Source organism: Microbaculum marinisediminis (genome assembly GCF_025397915.1).
In the GTDB taxonomy this organism is placed as follows: domain Bacteria; phylum Pseudomonadota; class Alphaproteobacteria; order Rhizobiales; family Tepidamorphaceae; genus Microbaculum; species Microbaculum marinisediminis.
The window spans coordinates 179,383-195,060 of sequence record NZ_JALIDZ010000001.1 but is presented as its reverse complement, the minus strand read 5'-3'; the positions used below and the strand labels follow the sequence as shown (position 1 = coordinate 195,060).

Annotated in this window: 16 protein-coding genes; 8 read left to right on the top strand and 8 right to left on the bottom strand. The window is 65.9% G+C overall.

What is annotated here, in order from left to right; translation table 11 throughout:
* The first annotated feature begins 61 nt into the window (after window positions 1-61).
* The 3 genes from aceB (at window position 62) to MUB46_RS00965 (ending at window position 3,797) form a co-directional block, all read left to right on the top strand.
* Window positions 62-1,660 (top strand): malate synthase A, encoded by a 1,599-nt coding sequence (gene aceB, locus MUB46_RS00975; RefSeq protein ID WP_261613989.1) that lies wholly within the window; start codon window positions 62-64, stop codon window positions 1,658-1,660.
* A gap of 267 nt (window positions 1,661-1,927) precedes the next feature.
* The gene (locus tag MUB46_RS00970; RefSeq protein ID WP_261613988.1) at window positions 1,928-2,509 is read left to right on the top strand and encodes a PAS domain-containing protein; all 582 of its coding nucleotides are present in this window, start codon (window positions 1,928-1,930) and stop codon (window positions 2,507-2,509) included.
* 10 nt (window positions 2,510-2,519) lie between these two features.
* On the top strand, window positions 2,520-3,797 hold the full coding sequence (locus MUB46_RS00965) for a methyl-accepting chemotaxis protein (protein WP_261613987.1): 1,278 nt from the start codon (window positions 2,520-2,522) through the stop codon (window positions 3,795-3,797).
* 132 nt (window positions 3,798-3,929) lie between these two features.
* Here MUB46_RS00965 and MUB46_RS00960 read toward each other — a convergent pair whose 3' ends face one another.
* Window positions 3,930-4,766, bottom strand: coding sequence for a L,D-transpeptidase (locus tag MUB46_RS00960; RefSeq protein WP_261613986.1), 837 nt, complete (start codon window positions 4,764-4,766; stop codon window positions 3,930-3,932).
* Between the two features lie 222 nt (window positions 4,767-4,988).
* Window positions 4,989-5,576: a hypothetical protein gene (locus tag MUB46_RS00955; protein ID WP_261613985.1), complete on the bottom strand. Its 588-nt coding sequence runs from the start codon at window positions 5,574-5,576 to the stop codon at window positions 4,989-4,991.
* A 210-nt stretch (window positions 5,577-5,786) separates the two neighbouring features.
* Here MUB46_RS00955 and MUB46_RS00950 point away from each other — a divergent pair, with 210 nt between their 5' ends.
* From MUB46_RS00950 to hisG, 4 genes are all read left to right on the top strand, one after another.
* Complete coding sequence (locus MUB46_RS00950; protein WP_261613984.1) at window positions 5,787-6,512, top strand: protein phosphatase CheZ; 726 nt, start codon at window positions 5,787-5,789, stop codon at window positions 6,510-6,512.
* 116 nt (window positions 6,513-6,628) lie between these two features.
* Window positions 6,629-8,113, top strand: a complete 1,485-nt coding sequence (hisS, locus tag MUB46_RS00945) for a histidine--tRNA ligase (RefSeq protein ID WP_261613983.1) — start codon at window positions 6,629-6,631, stop codon at window positions 8,111-8,113.
* A 106-nt stretch (window positions 8,114-8,219) separates the two neighbouring features.
* Window positions 8,220-9,356 carry an ATP phosphoribosyltransferase regulatory subunit gene (locus MUB46_RS00940; RefSeq protein WP_261613982.1) on the top strand — a complete coding sequence of 379 codons (1,137 nt, stop codon included), beginning with the start codon at window positions 8,220-8,222 and terminating at the stop codon, window positions 9,354-9,356.
* On the top strand, window positions 9,353-10,327 hold the full coding sequence (gene hisG, locus MUB46_RS00935) for an ATP phosphoribosyltransferase (RefSeq protein WP_261613981.1): 975 nt from the start codon (window positions 9,353-9,355) through the stop codon (window positions 10,325-10,327). The genes MUB46_RS00940 and hisG overlap by 4 nt, the downstream gene beginning before the upstream one ends.
* Here the strand turns inward: hisG and MUB46_RS00930 are convergent.
* Complete coding sequence (locus tag MUB46_RS00930; RefSeq protein ID WP_261613980.1) at window positions 10,324-10,596, bottom strand: hypothetical protein; 273 nt, start codon at window positions 10,594-10,596, stop codon at window positions 10,324-10,326. The genes hisG and MUB46_RS00930 overlap by 4 nt on opposite strands.
* Before the next feature lie 326 nt (window positions 10,597-10,922).
* On the opposite strand from MUB46_RS00930, the gene MUB46_RS00925 reads away from it, so the two are divergent.
* The gene (locus MUB46_RS00925) at window positions 10,923-11,231 is read left to right on the top strand and encodes a hypothetical protein (protein ID WP_261613979.1); all 309 of its coding nucleotides are present in this window, start codon (window positions 10,923-10,925) and stop codon (window positions 11,229-11,231) included.
* Between the two features lie 13 nt (window positions 11,232-11,244).
* Here the strand turns inward: MUB46_RS00925 and bcsS are convergent, their stop codons facing one another.
* The 5 genes from bcsS to MUB46_RS00900 all read right to left on the bottom strand — a co-directional run bounded on the left by bcsS (window position 11,245) and on the right by MUB46_RS00900 (window position 15,677).
* Window positions 11,245-11,961 (bottom strand): cellulose biosynthesis protein BcsS, encoded by a 717-nt coding sequence (bcsS, locus tag MUB46_RS00920; RefSeq protein ID WP_261613978.1) that lies wholly within the window; start codon window positions 11,959-11,961, stop codon window positions 11,245-11,247.
* A gap of 170 nt (window positions 11,962-12,131) precedes the next feature.
* Window positions 12,132-13,769, bottom strand: coding sequence for a chaperonin GroEL (groL, locus tag MUB46_RS00915; RefSeq protein WP_261613977.1), 1,638 nt, complete (start codon window positions 13,767-13,769; stop codon window positions 12,132-12,134).
* A gap of 60 nt (window positions 13,770-13,829) precedes the next feature.
* The gene (groES, locus tag MUB46_RS00910; RefSeq protein WP_261613976.1) at window positions 13,830-14,144 is read right to left on the bottom strand and encodes a co-chaperone GroES; all 315 of its coding nucleotides are present in this window, start codon (window positions 14,142-14,144) and stop codon (window positions 13,830-13,832) included.
* Between the two features lie 179 nt (window positions 14,145-14,323).
* The gene (locus MUB46_RS00905; protein WP_261613975.1) at window positions 14,324-15,247 is read right to left on the bottom strand and encodes a DMT family transporter; all 924 of its coding nucleotides are present in this window, start codon (window positions 15,245-15,247) and stop codon (window positions 14,324-14,326) included.
* A 112-nt stretch (window positions 15,248-15,359) separates the two neighbouring features.
* Complete coding sequence (locus MUB46_RS00900; RefSeq protein WP_261613974.1) at window positions 15,360-15,677, bottom strand: hypothetical protein; 318 nt, start codon at window positions 15,675-15,677, stop codon at window positions 15,360-15,362.
* Between the last annotated feature and the right edge of the window lies 1 nt (window position 15,678).

The following is a 15,678-nucleotide window of genomic DNA, read 5'->3' as shown; positions in this document are numbered from 1 at the left end:
GTGAAACTGCCTGGCACCAGCACGAAAACGCAAACGGGCAAATGCAATGAGGAGCGGCGTTATGGGCGCAACCGCACACGTGGCCGGCGTGGAAATTCGCGGCGCTTTGAAGGAGCGCTACGACGAGGTCTTGAACGACGAGGCGCTTGCCTTCGTCGCCGACCTGCACCGTCGCTTCGACGAGCAGCGTCGCCGTCTTCTGAAGATGCGCCTGGAGCGCCAGAAGCGGTTCGACGCCGGGGAACTGCCGGATTTCCTGGAGGAGACCCGTCACGTCCGTGAGAGCGACTGGACCGTCGCCCGGATCCCGGAGCCGCTGCTCGATCGCCGTGTCGAGATCACCGGTCCCGTCGACCGCAAGATGGTGATCAACGCGCTGAATTCCGGCGCCAAGGTTTTCATGGCCGACTTCGAGGACGCGACGGCGCCGACCTGGGATAACCAGGTGGAAGGCCAGATCAACCTGAAGGACCGATGGGACGGTAAGATCGATTTCGTCGATCCCGACAGCGGTAAGGAATACAAGCTGGGGGCCGACCCGGCCGCTCTGCTGGTGCGCCCCCGTGGCTGGCACCTGCCAGAGGACCATGTGCTGGTCGATGGCGAGCCGGTGTCCGGCGCCCTGTTCGACTTCGGGCTCTACATGGTTCACAGCGCCAAGAAGGCGCTCGCCGCTGGCGCCGGGCCCTATTTCTATCTACCCAAGCTGGAAAGCCATCTCGAGGCGCGGCTGTGGAACGATGTCTTCGTTCATACGCAGGATGCCCTCGGTCTCCCGCACGGAACGATCAAGGCGACGATCCTGATCGAGACGTTGCCGGCCGCTTTCGAGATGGACGAGATCCTCTGGGAGCTGAAGGATCATATTGTCGGCCTCAATTGCGGCCGATGGGACTACATCTTCTCCTTCATCAAGCGGCTCCGGAACAACCCGGCCTTTCTGCTGCCGGACCGCGGTCAGGTGGTGATGGGCAAGGCCTTCCTGCGGGCCTATTCGCTGCTCTTGATCAAGACCTGCCATCGCCGCGGCGCCTTCGCCATGGGCGGAATGGCCGCGCAGATCCCCAACCGGCGCGATCCGAAAGCCAACGAGATCGCGCTCGCCAAGGTGAAGGCGGACAAGGAACGCGAAGCCGGAGACGGTCATGACGGAACCTGGGTCGCCCATCCCGACCTGGTGCCGGTCGCGATGGAGGTGTTCGACCGGCTGATGCCGGGCCAGAACCAGCTCGACAACAAGCGCGAGGACGTAGCGATCGGCCAGGCCGAGCTGCTGGAAATCCACGAGGGCACGCGCACCGAAGCGGGCCTGCGCGAAAACATCCGCGTCGGCGTCCAGTACATCGAGGCGTGGCTTCGCGGGCGCGGTGCCGTGCCGCTCTACAACCTCATGGAAGATGCGGCGACGGCCGAGATCAGCCGCGCCCAGATCTGGCAGCAGCTCCGTCACAACGCGGCGCTCGAGGACGGACGGACCGTTACCAGGGAACTGTTCCTGACAACGCTCGACGACGAGATGGCCGGCGTTCGCGAGGAACTCACCGCCGCCGTCTATGACGCGGGCCGCTTCCCGGAGGCGATCGTCCTGTTTCGCGACATGTCGACCGCGGACACGTTCGCCGAGTTTCTGACGCTGCCGGCCTACGAGCTGATTGTGTGAGATGAAGGCGCTGGCCGTGGTAGCCGATTATCCGGTAGTTGCCACGGCCCGTAGCCGGTTGGCATCGCAATCCGCGAGCGGTGGAGCGCAACGCGGAATGTATGTGATGTCGGCTTATAAACCATTGGTTTATAAGCCGTTTTCGGAATATTCGCGCCGCACTCATTTCATCATTCGTTAAGATGCGCACTTCTAGGGTCGGCCCTATTCGCAACGAAATGTCTCGCTGCGCCGATACCATCCCTTTTGGGGGAGCGACCGACAGAAATGCTTCAACGGACTCCTGCGGCTCGCCGGGGTGAGAACCCTCGTGCGTCAAGCCGCAAGCTTGCCCGCACCGTTGCTCCAACCGGACGCGAGCGGACTTTTCTCGAAGACGAACTGATCGTCACCAAGACCGACCTGAAGGGTCGCATCACCTACGCCAACGACGTATTTCTTCGCCTGTCCGCGATGACCGAGGAGGAGGCACTAGGCGCGCCGCATTCCGTCATCCGCCATCCGGATATGCCGCGTGCGATCTTCTGGCTGCTCTGGGAAACTCTCCAGTCCGGCAAGGAGATCTTCGCCTATGTCGTCAACCTGGCGATGGATGGCGACCATTACTGGGTGTTTGCCCATGTCACGCCGAGCTTCGGACCGGATGGCTCGATCATCGGCTACCACTCGAGCCGGCGCACGCCGGACCGCAGTGTGCTTCCGATCATCTCCGGGGTCTACGCCGACCTGAAGGCCGAGGAGAACCGGCACGAAAGCCGAGCCCTTGGCCTGGAGGCTTCCGTCGGGCTGCTCCAAGCCCAGCTTAAAGAAAAAGGCATGCCGTATGACGAGTTCGTCTTCTCTCTCTAGCGCGCGGCTATTGGCGCTCACGGCGGCCGTCCTGTCGATTGCAATCGTTGCGGCTGCCTGGTTCGGCCCGATCGTGACCGTTGCGCTCGCCGCGGCGCTGGTCATCGTTATGGTTCTTCTGCTTGGTCGGCTGAGCCATCTTGGACGGCGTCTCGAAATGGTCGCTGGCGTCTGCGAGCGCGCCGCGCGCGGGGATCTCGAGGCGCGGATCATCGGCATCCGCGAAGGCGAGCGCGACAGCCTTGGCCGGCTGATGCGTGCCATCAATCACCAGCTCGACATCGTCGATGCCTTCGCCCGCGAGTCGACGGCCTCGCTCGCCCATGTGCGTGACGGCCGCTTCTTCCGCCGGGTCTTGCGGCGTGGCCTGTCTGGCTCGTTCCGTCATGCCGCCGAGGTGATGAACGCGGCGACCAAATCGATGGGCGAGAAGTTCGGCCATTTCGAGCAGGTGACCGACCACTTCGAAAAGGAACTGTCCGACCTGATGCGCGAGGTTCGCGGTTCGACTCAGGAAATGGGGGCCACGGCCGACCAGATGGCGTCGGCGACGCACGCCAGCGGCGCCAAGACCGCGGAGATCGGCCAGCAGGCGGATATCATGAACCGTGAGGTATCCGCCGCTGCCGAGGCGGTCATGCGGTTGTCCGGGGCGGTCGAAGAGGTCGGAGGACAGGTCCTGACAGCCAAGCAGATCAGCGATCGGGCGGTCATGGAATCGCGGGCCTCTCAGGAAACCGTCGAGGGTCTCGAGCGGGCCGCCGCGGCGATCGGCGAGATCGTCGAGCTGATCCGCGCGATTGCTGAGCAGACCAACCTGCTGGCTCTCAACGCGACCATCGAGGCGGCTCGTGCCGGTGAGGCCGGCAAAGGGTTCGCCGTCGTCGCCGCAGAGGTGAAGGCACTCGCCAGCCAGTCCGCCCAGGCGACCGACCGTATCGAGGAGCAGATTGCCCTGATCCGCGGCGAAACCGAACGGGCGGTCTCCGCCATCGGGGGCGTGTCGTCGATCATCGGCGAGATCGCCGGCATTTCCGACGCCATTGCCACCGCCGTTCACGCGCAGACGGAGGCGACGCAGGGGATTTCCGAGAGCATGGTGCTGGCGCGCACCGGAACCGACACGGTGTCGGGCAACATCGCCGTCGTTACCCGCTCGGTCGAGGAAACCGGTACGGCATCGAAGGCTTTGCAGACGGCCGCCGAAAGGCTTCAGGGGCGGGCCAACCATCTCGAAAGCGAGATCGAGGACTTCTTCGTCAAGGCCCGCACGCTTCTGCGACAATAGGGTTTCGCCGCCGAAGGCGGACTGTCGAAACGCAGTGGTATCTAAAGAGAAGGCGGGCGGCCCGTTGATCGGACCGCCCGCCTTTGACGTCTTCCCCCTGTAAATCCTGTCGCCGGTCCGTCCGGCTTTGAGTCAGATCACCTTGACCGCGGTGCCGACGCCGACCCTCTCGTAAAGGTCGATCACATCCTCGTTCCGCATCCGGATGCAGCCCGAGGATACCGCACGGCCGATGGTCCAGGGTTCGTTGGAGCCGTGGATGCGGTAGAGCGTCGAACCCAGATACATGGCGCGGGCGCCGAGCGGGTTGTTGGGGCCGCCGGGCATGTGGTCCGGCAGGCCGGGCTGGCGCTTCTTCATCGCTGCCGGCGGCGTCCAGCCGGGCCATTCGGCCTTGCGGGTGATCTTGTGGGTGCCGGCCCACTCGAAGCCGGGCCGGCCGACGCCGACGCCGTAGCGCATAGCGGTGCCGTCGTTCTGGACGAGGTACAGAAACCGCTCGTTCGTGTTGATCACGATAGTGCCGGGCCTCTCCGGACCGTTGTACGAGACGACTTTCGGAGCGAAGGCTGTATTGAATTGCGGCAGCTGGCGCCTGGTGTCCACGCGCGTGCGCGGGGGCGGCTGAATCGCGGAGACGTTTCGGCTCCCGCTAGGCGCCGTGGTCATGCCCGAATAGCTCGGCAGCCGTTGGCCGGGCTGCACGAAGCCGGAAGGCTGTCTGACGGTGCGCGCGCTCCGGGCGGGTTCGCCGGGCTGCCTGTAGGATCTTTTTGGCTGGGCGGATTGTGGCTGCTGGTAGGTCGGGCGCGAAGGATCCAGGCGGCGTTCGGTGGATGCGGTCTGCTCGCCGAACAGGGCGTTCATCAGGGCGGGAAACGGCATCTTGCTGTTGTCGTACTGGCTGGCGACGGCGGGGCTGGCCGCTCCGGCGGCGACTAGGGCCGTCGCGAAGAGAAGGCGTTTCATCGACGTACTCGCTCTACATTTCGTCGTGATGCGGGGAGATACACACTTTCCCCGTCAGGGAGGCGAGGGTAGGCGGAGACCGGCGAGCGAATGGTAAATCGGACTTCACGGTGAGGCGGCATCTGCCGAAGTGGTTGACGCGGCGTTAATGTAGCGGAGACGGGCACGGTGATGGAAAACCGTGCCCGCCGGCAGCCTGGCGGCCGCGTGGGAGCGGGGACGTTAGTTGCGGACCATTGCCAGGTCGATCGGGTGATAGCCGGCGACCGTCGGATAGTAGGTGCAGTCGAGGCGGCCGGCGGGAATGGGGACGCGCGGATAGCGTGGGGTCGGTGCGCGCGGCACGGCGACCTCGGGTCGATAGCCGCGTGTCCCGTACTGCCCGTATCCGCCGTTTCCGTAGCCCACACCACCACCGCCGACGCTGCGGCAGACGAGGTAGTCGGCGCTCCAGTCGGTACGCCCGTTGCAGCGGCTGCGGCTCAGCCGCACGGTGGCGGTGCCGCCGCGTCCAGGGCTGACGGTCACGTTGCCCTCGCAGGCCAGCCCGCCGCCACGCACCCGGTAGCTGCCATAGCGCCCGTTGCTGCAGAACGAGAAGGCATAGGGGCCGTAGATCAGCCGCTGTGACGACCAGCAGCCGGCCATGTCGGCACCGCCGCCGGGGGCGGGTACATGCGGGACGGCGACGCGCGGGGTGGCGACTTCGGACTGCGCCTGGCCGGCTGCCGCGGTCAGCGGCAGGGTCATAACGATGGCTGCGCCGACGGCGAATCCGGCGATGCGGCGGAGGGTAGTCTTGGCGGTCATGGTGCTCTCCTTCGAACTGCGCCGACGGCGGGTCTGTCGCCGTTCGTCGAGACAAAGGATGTGCGAGGGCTGCTGAACCCGTATTGAACCTCTGGTTCATCGCCCGTTCAGCAATGCGCAGTCGGATCTCGTCACGGAAGCCGGGAACGGTTCATTAAGGCGCGATCGTCAAATTGCGAACTCGAACTTAGGTTGAGACGAGGCAGTGAAATGGCTTCCGCGGCGCGACGCTTTCGCATCGAAATGACCCAGGAACAGGGCGGCAGGGGTGGCGACGGCGGTGGCACCGGCGGCGCCGGGGGCGGCAGCGACGGCGACAAGTTTCGCGAGATCATGGACGCGCTCGCCGACATCCGCGCCTCGATCGGCAATACCGAACAGATGGTTTCCCAGGAAATCGTCGAGGATTACCGCGGCCGTGCCGACGAGGCCCGTCAGCTGCGCATCGAAATGGAGTCGGTCCAGCACGCCATCAACACGACGAAGCTGGAGCTTGCCGCGCTCCATGCCGGACCGGGCGGCAGGGACATCCACAGCGTCACCGATCAACTTGATGCGGTCGTGAAGGGCACGGAGCAGGCGACCGAGCAACTGCTTCAGGCCGCCGAGCACATCGACAACGACGCCAACGACCTCAGCGCCCGTCTGAAGGACGGCGAGAGTATCGATCTGCTCGACGACATCCGCGATCAAACCGTCAAGATCTTCGAAGCCTGCAACTTCCAGGATCTGACCGGCCAGCGCATCACCAAGGTCGTCAATACCCTGCGCTTCATCGAGGAGCGCGTCGACACGATGATGGCGCTGTGGAGCGATCTGGAGGCCTTCGTCCTTCCGCAAAGCACGCGGGACGAAGGCACGATCATGCACGGCCCGGCGCTTGAGGACGACTCCGGCGTCGCCTCCCAGGACGACATCGACGCCCTGTTCGACTGACCGGCGTTGCCGCCGGGACCCGGGGCTCCGCCTTGCCGTATCGGCGCCGATGATCTAGGTAGGGCCGCGCCCGCGTGATAGCGGGCGTTTCTCCTCGTGTTTCATGGCGTTTATCGATGGCAAAGACCGACAAGGCGGATCGCCTAAAGCCGCGGCTTCCACGCGGTTTCCAGGATCATGACACCGGCACCCTGCGCGCCACCCGCGCCATGCTGGAGACGATCGGTCATGTCTTCGAGCGCTACGGCTTCGATCCGGTCGAGACCCCGGCAGTCGAATATACCGAGGCGTTGGGCAAGTTCCTGCCCGACCAGGACCGGCCGAACGAGGGCGTGTTCTCCTTCCAGGACGACGACGAGCAATGGCTGAGCCTGCGCTACGACCTGACCGCGCCGCTCGCCCGCTACGTCGCCGAGAACTTCGACCGCCTGCCCAAACCCTATCGCAGCTATCGCTACGGCTACGTTTTCCGGAATGAGAAGCCGGGGCCGGGGCGCTTCCGGCAGTTCATGCAGTTCGATGCCGACACCGTCGGCTCCGCGTCGGTCGCCGCCGATGCCGAAATCTGCATGATGGCCGCCGACGTCATGGAGGAGCTGGGCATCCCGCGTGGCGACTACGTCGTCCGCGTGAACAACCGCAAGGTGCTCGACGGCGTGATGGAGGCTGTCGGCCTCGCGGGCGACGAGAACGCCGGCAAGCGACTGACCGTGCTGCGGGCGATCGACAAGCTCGACCGCCTTGGGCCGGATGGCGTGCGGCTCCTGCTCGGCCCCGGACGCAAGGACGAAAGCGGCGACTTCACCAAGGGCGCGGGTCTGGAAGACGGTCAGATCGCCCGGGTGCTCGGGTTCGTGTCCGCCGGCGGCGCGACCTTCGAGGAGACCCTGGCCAATCTCGCGGCCGCGGTGGAGGGCAGTGCCCGAGGCGCCGAGGGCGTCGCGGAGCTGGCCGAGATCGGCGGACTCGTCGATGCCGCGGGCTACGAGAACCGCGTGAAGATCGACCCCTCCGTCGTCCGCGGCCTGGAATACTACACCGGCCCGGTCTACGAGGTGGAGCTGACCTTCGAGACGGTCAACGAGAAGGGCGAGAAGGCCCGCTTCGGTTCCGTCGCCGGCGGCGGGCGCTATGACGGCCTCGTCGGCCGTTTCCGCCCCGAGGACACCCCGGCGACCGGGTTTTCGATCGGTGTCAGCCGTCTTCTCGCCGCGCTGTCGGCGCTCGGCCGCGTCGAGGACAGGACGGCGCTTGGTCCGGTCGTCGTCCTGGTGATGGACCGCGACCGCATCGCCGACTACCAGAAGATGGTGGCCGACCTGCGCGCCGCCGGCATCCGCGCCGAGATGTATCTGGGAACCTCCGGCATGAAGGCGCAGATGAAATACGCCGATCGCCGCAACGCCCCTTGCGTGGTCATCCAGGGCTCGGACGAGCGCGAACGCGGTATCGTCCAGATCAAGGACCTGATCGAGGGCGCCCGTCTGGCCGAGGCGATCGAGGATCATGCCGAGTGGAAGGAGGCGCGGCCCGCCCAGGTCGAGGCGGAGGTCGCGAACCTCGTCGACACCGTTCGCGAAATCGTCGGCCGACACTGCTAGCGCCAATGCGGCAGGCCAGCCTGTCGCCTTCCGCGCACGCGCCTGCTAAAAGGCTGCGACTCTTTCGTATTCGCTTAAATAACCCCGCGAAATCGGACCAAGACCGATGATCCGGCCCGCCGACAAAGACAAAAGCCTTGACGCGCTGCTCGCGTTCTTCGCCGAGCGCGGACTCAATCGCGTCGATCCGCCGATCCTGCAGCCGGCCTCGGTGTTCCTCGAGATGTCGGGCGAGGACATTCGCCGCCGGCTCTATCTCGTGCAGGATCCCTCCGGCCACGAGCTATGCCTTAGGCCCGATTACACGATCCCCGTCAGCCTCGATCATCTCGCCGGTTCTGCCGCCGACAAGGCCGCCGGCTATTCCTATCTCGGGCCGGTGTTCCGCTACCGTCCCCAGCAGGGCACGCCGGGCGAATTCATCCAGGCCGGCATCGAGCTCTACGGCATCGAGGATCGCGATCACGCCGACGCCGAGATCGTCGCCCTGTCGCTCGATGCCGTCAGCCGTTTCGGCTTGAGCGATCCCGAGATCAGGCTGGGCGATCCGAGCCTGTTCATGGCCTTCGTCGCCGCCCTTGAGCTGCCCGAGCCGTGGCCGCGCCGCCTGCGTGCCGCCTTCGGCCGGCCCGGCGGGCTTGCCGAAGTCCTGTCGGGCAAGCCGGCGCCTCTAGCCGCAAACGACAAGCGCCACGCGTTCCTTGCCGGTCTTGCGCGTACCGATCCGGAAGCGGCGCGTGCCGCGGTCGAGGAGATGGTGGCGGTTGCCGGCATCGCGCCGATCGGCGGCCGCAGCCCGCAGGAGATCGCCGAGCGCCTGCTGGAACAGGCCGAGCTTGCCGACGGCCGGGGCCTCGACGAAAAGGCCCGCGACGTGCTGACCCGCGTTGCCGCTGTGCGCGGCGAGCCCGAAGCGGCGTTGAAGGATTTCACCGAGATCGCCGATGGCGCCGGTCTCGACGTGAACGACCAGCTTGTCGGTCTCGCCCGCCGGTTCCTGACCATGGTCGAGCGCGGTGTGTCGCTGGAGCGGGTCACCTTTTCCGCCGAGTTTGGCCGCCGGCTCGATTACTACACGGGCTTCGTGTTCGAAATCTACGATCCGGCGCACCGAGAGGCGGGCCAGGTCGTCGGCGGCGGTCGCTACGACAAACTGTTGAGTCTTCTGGGCGCGCCGCGGGAGGTCCCTGCCGTGGGATGCGCCATCTGGATCGACCGTCTCGTCGGGGAGGAGCCGGCATGAGCGAAACGCTGCTGATCGCCGTGCCTTCGAAGGGGCGCTTGCAGGAAAACGCCGACAGGTTCTTCGCCCGCGCCGGTCTTGCCGTGAAGCGCTCTCGCGGCGCCCGCGACTATCGCGGCGTGATCGACGGCGTACCCGGCGTCGAGGTGCTGTTCCTGTCGGCCTCCGAGATCACGCGCGAGATCGGCGTCGGTGCCGTCCATCTGGGCATTACCGGCGAGGATCTCGTTCGCGAGGTGATCCCAGATGCCGACAAGGCGGTCGCGCTCGTCACCCCGCTCGGCTTCGGCGGCGCCAACGTGGTCGTCGCCGTGCCGCAGATGTGGATCGACGTGCGCACCATGGCGGACCTCGACGACGTGGCGCAGGGGTTCCATGCCCGCCACGGCCGCAGGCTGCGCGTCGCGACCAAATACGTGAACCTGACGCGCGCGTTCTTCGCAGAGCACGCGGTCGGCGACTATCTGATCGTCGAGAGCCTGGGGGCCACGGAAGGCACGCCGGCGTCCGGCGCGGCGGACCTGATCGTCGACATCACGACGACCGGCGCGACGCTCGCCGCCAACGCGCTGAAGATCCTCGATGACGGCGTCATCCTGAAGAGCGAGGCCAATCTGGTCGCGTCCCTGAAGGCGGCATGGAACGGCCGGCAGCGCCGCGCGCTGAAGAGCCTTCTCGACCGGATCGCCGCGGAAGAGCGGGCCCGCACCATCCGCGAGGTTCGTGCCGTTGTCCCGGGTGATGCGCGCAAGATCGCGGAGGGCGTGATCGGACGCTTCGGCTGCGAGGCTCCCTACGGCGTGGAGAAAAGCGGACCGCTCGTTCTGCACTGTCCGGTCGGCGCGATCCATCCCCTGGCCGAATACCTGCGCGAGCAGGGCGCCCACACGGTCGGCGTCACTCAGGCCGAGTACGTGTTCCAGGCCCGCAATCCGCTCTACGACAAGGTGATGCAGCGTCTGGAGGGCTAGTCAACGACGCGGCCGGTTTCGTAGGCCCACGTCCGTTTGGCGATCCAGGCCGTGGCGACGAGGGCGCAGGCCATCGGGATGACGCCGAGCGGCAGGTAGATCTCCGGCGGCAGGTGCAGTAGCCCGGCGGCCGACCAGTCCAGCGCAAGCGCGACGAAACCGATTTCGGAGCCGAACAGGATCGTCATTCCGATCGTGTTGAGGATTGCGATCGCGAGGACGGTCGCAGCCGGACGCGACGGCCCGGCAGGTTCCAACGGGGTGGACATCGAAAACGGTTCCTTCGGGGATCCACGCGCCTTTCGGGCCGCGGGGCGGGCGCAACGGCGCCGACGCTGCAATCATATTTGTCGAAGAAGTTCGGTTTGAAAGAGGCGACGGATTTTATTTTTGCGCCCCCATGGGCGGGCTTGCGAAAGCCGGAACCCAGGCGCAGTATCTGACGTGTCGGACGGAGCGTCCGGCCTGAAAAGCGCCTCCGGTGGGCACGTAACGGTCCGGGAGGCGCCCTGCGAAAGCCGGAAATTCCGCCTCGAGCCGAGCGCGAGGGCGTCTCGCGCAACGGGACGCTTGTCCCCTATCCGGGGTTCCGGCGATGGTCTTTCTTCTCTCTGTTGTCGCGCTCGCCGTGGTGGAAGTGGCGTTCATGACCGTCCAGCGGGTCTACTGTTCGCCGGCCAGGCCGAAATGGCTCGACAACGAGCCCGTGGTCATGCCGGTCAGCGTGGCGTTCACCGGCGTGTTCGCCGCCTCGATCGGCGCGGTTGTCGCCACGTCCCTCGATCTGCCCCTTGGCCTGTGGGGCGATATCGGTGTCTCGCTGGCGGCGATCGTGATGATCGTGTTGATCGTGTGGGCGGGATTCCGGCTGGTGGCCGGGCGCGGCCCGGCCGTTCCGCGCTGACTGCCGATTGCGATCATTTCCATATCTTGACCTGCACGGCGACATAGGGCCCGTCGGCATCCGGCTCCACGGCCCAGCCGCCGCCGGCCTTGATCTGCATGGCGGGCGATGGCCGGAATCCCACGAGAAGGCCGTAGCGCTGCTGGTCGTAGCCCGGCTCGCCGAAGGCGGCGATCTCCGGTTCGAGACTGATGTTCGGCGCCACGTCGACACTCGCGGCGATCCTGGCGCAATAGGTCTCCGCGGCTGTGGCGTAGCAGGCCGATCCGTTGAGGATCGTCGTGTCGGTCAGCCGCAGCCAGCCCTCGACCAGCACCTTGGCGCCAAGGCGCGTGCCCTGTCGCGTCTTGCCCGGATCGTAGGGCTCGGTCGTCTGGTCCTGAACGGTCGGCCCGCCGTAGACCGTCAGTCCCATGTTGCCGCCGATCCACTGGAAGCCCGGCATCACCTCCGCCGACAGCAGGCGGCCGGTGATATCCACGGTTCCAGCGAGGTAGTTGAACTGGCCGCCGTTGACGCTGGCCCTGAGCCGCCAGCCCGTGTGGTCGAGGTCGCCGACCGGCGCCCAGACCAGGCCGCCATGTCCGAAGTAGGAGTCCTCTGCGCCATCGAGACCGAAGAACAGGTGCCAGCGCGGCGAACGGGTTTCGGAAGCCGCTCCGGGCGTCGCGGCGAGCGCAACCGTGAATGCGGCAGCGAATGCCAACCGCCGGTGCGATCGCGCCTTCATCGGCCCGGCCCCCGTCCATAGGACTTCCCCTAGGGCAAATTCAACCAGAGTTAGAAACCGGGTGCAACCAGTTGTATGCGGGGGACGGGTATGCAGGGAAGGGGAATGCGCCAAAACAAAAGGGGCGGCCCGGAGGCCGCCCCTCGTATCTGCGATAAGCGGGAGACTTCTTAGAAGTCCATGCCGCCCATGCCGCCACCAGGCATGGCCGGAGCCGCGGCTTCTTTCTTGGGAAGCTCGGCAACCATCGCCTCGGTGGTGATCAGCAGGCCGGCAACCGAAGCGGCGTCCTGCAGGGCGGTGCGAACGACCTTGGTCGGGTCGATGATGCCCTGGGCGACCATGTCGCCATACTCTTCGGTCTGGGCGTTGAAGCCGAAGGTGTCGCCCTTCGTCTCCAGCACCTTGCCGACCACGATCGAGCCTTCGACACCGGCGTTCTCGACGATCTGCCGGATCGGGGCTTCCAGCGCCTTCAGCACGATGTTGATGCCGGACTGGATGTCGGCGTTGTCCGAAGACAGCTTGGAAACCGCGGCCTTGGCGCGCAGAAGAGCGATGCCGCCGCCGGGAACGATGCCTTCCTCGACCGCCGCGCGGGTGGCGTTGAGGGCGTCGTCGACGCGGTCCTTCTTCTCCTTCACCTCGATCTCGGTGGCACCGCCGACACGGATCACCGCGACGCCGCCGGCGAGCTTCGCCAGCCGCTCCTGCAGCTTCTCGCGATCGTAGTCGGAGGTGGTCTCCTCGATCTGGGCCTTGATCTGGCCGACGCGGCCCTCGATGTCCTTCTTCTTGCCGGCGCCGTCGACGATGGTGGTCTCTTCCTTGGTGATGTTGACCGTCTTCGCCTTGCCCAGCATGTCGAGGGTGACGTTCTCGAGCTTGATGCCGAGGTCCTCGGAGATCACCTGGCCGCCCGTCAGGGTGGCGATGTCCTCGAGCATGGCCTTGCGGCGGTCACCGAAGCCCGGCGCCTTCACGGCCGCGACCTTCAGGCCACCGCGCAGCTTGTTGACGACGAGCGTGGCCAGGGCCTCGCCCTCGACGTCCTCGGCGATGATCAGCAGCGGACGGCTGGACTGAACGACCGATTCGAGAACGGGAAGCATCGCCTGAAGGTTCGACAGCTTCTTCTCGTGCAGGAGGATGTAGGGATCCTCGAGGTCGCAGACCATCTTCTCGGCGTTGGTGATGAAGTACGGCGAGAGATAGCCGCGATCGAACTGCATGCCCTCGACGACCTCGAGCTCGGTCTCGAGCGACTTGGCTTCCTCGACCGTGATCACGCCCTCGTTGCCGACGCGCTGCATGGCCTCGGCGATCATGTCGCCGATCTCGCGGTCGCCGTTCGCCGAGATCGTGCCGACCTGGGCGACTTCCTCGGAGGTCTTGATCTTCTTCGAGCGCTTCTGGAGGTTCGCGACGGCCTCTTCCACGGCCATGTCGACGCCGCGCTTGAGATCCATCGGGTTCATGCCGGCGGCAACCGCCTTGGCGCCTTCGCGCACGATCGACTGGGCGAGAACGGTCGCGGTGGTGGTGCCGTCACCGGCGATGTCGTTGGTCTTCGACGCCACCTCGCGCACCATCTGGGCGCCCATGTTCTCGAACTTGTCCTCGAGCTCGATCTCCTTGGCGACCGTCACACCGTCCTTGGTGATGCGCGGCGCGCCGAACGACTTCTCGAGAACGACGTTGCGGCCCTTCGGGCCCAGCGTCACCTTCACCGCGTTGGCGAGGATGTCGACGCCGTTGAGCATGCGCTCACGGGCATCGCGGGAAAATTTGACTTCTTTCGCAGCCATTTCTTGCTACCTCTGTTAAGTGCTTGCGCAGAAATAAAAAAACCGCAGCGACCCGTCAGGTCACGCGGCTTTCTTCTTCGCAGCCTTGGTTTCGATGACGCCCATGATGTCGGACTCTTTCATGATCAGGTAATCCTGACCATCGACCTTCACCTCGGTGCCAGACCACTTGCCGAACAGGATCCGATCGCCTGCCTTGACATCCATCGCGGTACGCTTGCCGGCCTCGTCCCGGCCGCCCGGGCCGACGGCGACGACTTCGCCTTCGCTCGGCTTTTCCTTGGCGGTGTCCGGGATGATGATGCCGCCCGCGGTCTTCTCTTCTTCGCTAATGCGCTTCACAAGCACACGGTCGTGCAGAGGACGAAAGTGCATGTAAAGTACCCTCCAAATTGTGCGGCTCTCTTCGCGGAGCCACGGGTTCACAGAGTGTTTGGGACGGCTGTTAGCACTCTCGATTGATGAGTGCCAGCAGTCGCCGAACGAGATAAGTTGGGGGCGTGGGACTGTCAAGGGGCGGAGCCGCCGGAACGGCCGATACGGTCGTCCCGGGGTCAGTCTCCCGGCGCCGTATAGCGCCGCCGCGGGAAGATCGGCCACCCCGGACGGGTGGCGATCAGGCAGGCGAGAATGATCAGCGCCGCGCCCAGATAGGTGGCCGGACCGGGCCGTTCCTGGAAGAACAGCATCGCGAACGCGGTCGCCCACAGCAGATTGGTGTATTCCAGCGGCGCCAGCCGGCCGGCCTCGGCGTGCTTGAACCCCCAGGCGATCAGCAGGTGCCCGGTGGTGCCGAGTAGCCCGACCACGACGAACGCGATCAGGTCGTGCATGCCGATCCCGGTCCAGGTCGCGATCCCGACCGGCGTCAGGACGATGGCGGCGAGGATCGCCTGCATGAAGATCAGCACGGGGATGGCGTCGTGGGCGGAGTGCTTGCGCAGAAGCACGATGCCGAGCGCGTAGGCGATCGCCGACAACAGCGCCGCCGCGATCCCGGCCGGCGTCAGCGCCTGACCCGAGCCGAAGTCTCCGGCGACGACGACGACGATGCCGACGAAGCCGAGGCCGACGGCCCCGATCGCCCGTGTGGTGACCGGTTCGCCGAGGATCAGCCTGGCGATCAGGATCATGAAGATCGGCGCGGTGAAGGACAGCGTCACCGCTTCGACCAGTGGCATCCGCGTGATGGCGTAGAAGAACGATCCGGCGGCGACGATCATCACCGAGGCGCGCAGGCCGTTGGACTTGAGCGATTGCCGGGTGATCCGGTGCGGTCCCGTCGCCAAGAAGACGACGAACGCGAACGCCGCGCCCATCACGTAGCGCAGCCAGACGATCTGCAGGATCGAAGATTCCGGACCGAACCCTTTTACGATGGCGTCCATGCCCGACAGCAGGAAGATGGACAGCGCCACCACGAGGGCAGGGCGCATGGACGCGGCGGTGTCCGCCGTGCGGCCGGTCGCGTCGGACATGATCGGGGGCCCTCGAAGACGTTTCTCACCGCCAATAGCACGGCGCGCACCGGCCGCCTATCGCCGACGGCGCATGCCAGCCCTGCCGTAGCGTGAGCGCGGCGGGAGTATGTTAGGGAAGGGGGAACTCGCTGACCGTGCCCGCCTCGTTGTCGATCACCATGAACAGGTCGAAATAGGCGAAGGTCGGCTCCGTGCCCGTGCGGTCCTTGAACCGGGCAATCCAGGCGGCGTCGTGCGCCTTGCGCGCTGCTTCCTTGTTCGGCCAGACATAGATGCCGGCGAGCTTTCCGTCCGCGGCGCGCACGAAATGCTTGCGGACGAGATCGGGGTTGGCCTGCCAATGGGCGACGACGCCGCGCGCGTCCGCGACGATGTCATCGTTGCTCATGCCCTCGGGGGCTTCGAAGCTGACCATCTCGACGATCATG

Excerpts from the sequence above, each read along its gene's own strand:
- aceB (WP_261613989.1), top strand. The coding sequence starts at position 62 with ATGGGCGCAACCGCACACGTGGCCGGCGTGGAAATTCGCGGCGCTTTG.
- MUB46_RS00970 (WP_261613988.1), top strand. The coding sequence starts at position 1,928 with ATGCTTCAACGGACTCCTGCGGCTCGCCGGGGTGAGAACCCTCGTGCG.
- MUB46_RS00960 (WP_261613986.1), bottom strand. The coding sequence starts at position 4,766 with ATGAAACGCCTTCTCTTCGCGACGGCCCTAGTCGCCGCCGGAGCGGCC.
- MUB46_RS00955 (WP_261613985.1), bottom strand. The coding sequence starts at position 5,576 with ATGACCGCCAAGACTACCCTCCGCCGCATCGCCGGATTCGCCGTCGGC.
- MUB46_RS00950 (WP_261613984.1), top strand. The coding sequence starts at position 5,787 with ATGGCTTCCGCGGCGCGACGCTTTCGCATCGAAATGACCCAGGAACAG.
- hisS (WP_261613983.1), top strand. The coding sequence starts at position 6,629 with ATGGCAAAGACCGACAAGGCGGATCGCCTAAAGCCGCGGCTTCCACGC.
- MUB46_RS00940 (WP_261613982.1), top strand. The coding sequence starts at position 8,220 with ATGATCCGGCCCGCCGACAAAGACAAAAGCCTTGACGCGCTGCTCGCG.
- hisG (WP_261613981.1), top strand. The coding sequence starts at position 9,353 with ATGAGCGAAACGCTGCTGATCGCCGTGCCTTCGAAGGGGCGCTTGCAG.
- MUB46_RS00930 (WP_261613980.1), bottom strand. The coding sequence starts at position 10,596 with ATGTCCACCCCGTTGGAACCTGCCGGGCCGTCGCGTCCGGCTGCGACC.
- MUB46_RS00925 (WP_261613979.1), top strand. The coding sequence starts at position 10,923 with ATGGTCTTTCTTCTCTCTGTTGTCGCGCTCGCCGTGGTGGAAGTGGCG.
- bcsS (WP_261613978.1), bottom strand. The coding sequence starts at position 11,961 with ATGAAGGCGCGATCGCACCGGCGGTTGGCATTCGCTGCCGCATTCACG.
- groL (WP_261613977.1), bottom strand. The coding sequence starts at position 13,769 with ATGGCTGCGAAAGAAGTCAAATTTTCCCGCGATGCCCGTGAGCGCATG.
- groES (WP_261613976.1), bottom strand. The coding sequence starts at position 14,144 with ATGCACTTTCGTCCTCTGCACGACCGTGTGCTTGTGAAGCGCATTAGC.
- MUB46_RS00905 (WP_261613975.1), bottom strand. The coding sequence starts at position 15,247 with ATGTCCGACGCGACCGGCCGCACGGCGGACACCGCCGCGTCCATGCGC.
- MUB46_RS00900 (WP_261613974.1), bottom strand. The coding sequence starts at position 15,677 with ATGATCGTCGAGATGGTCAGCTTCGAAGCCCCCGAGGGCATGAGCAAC.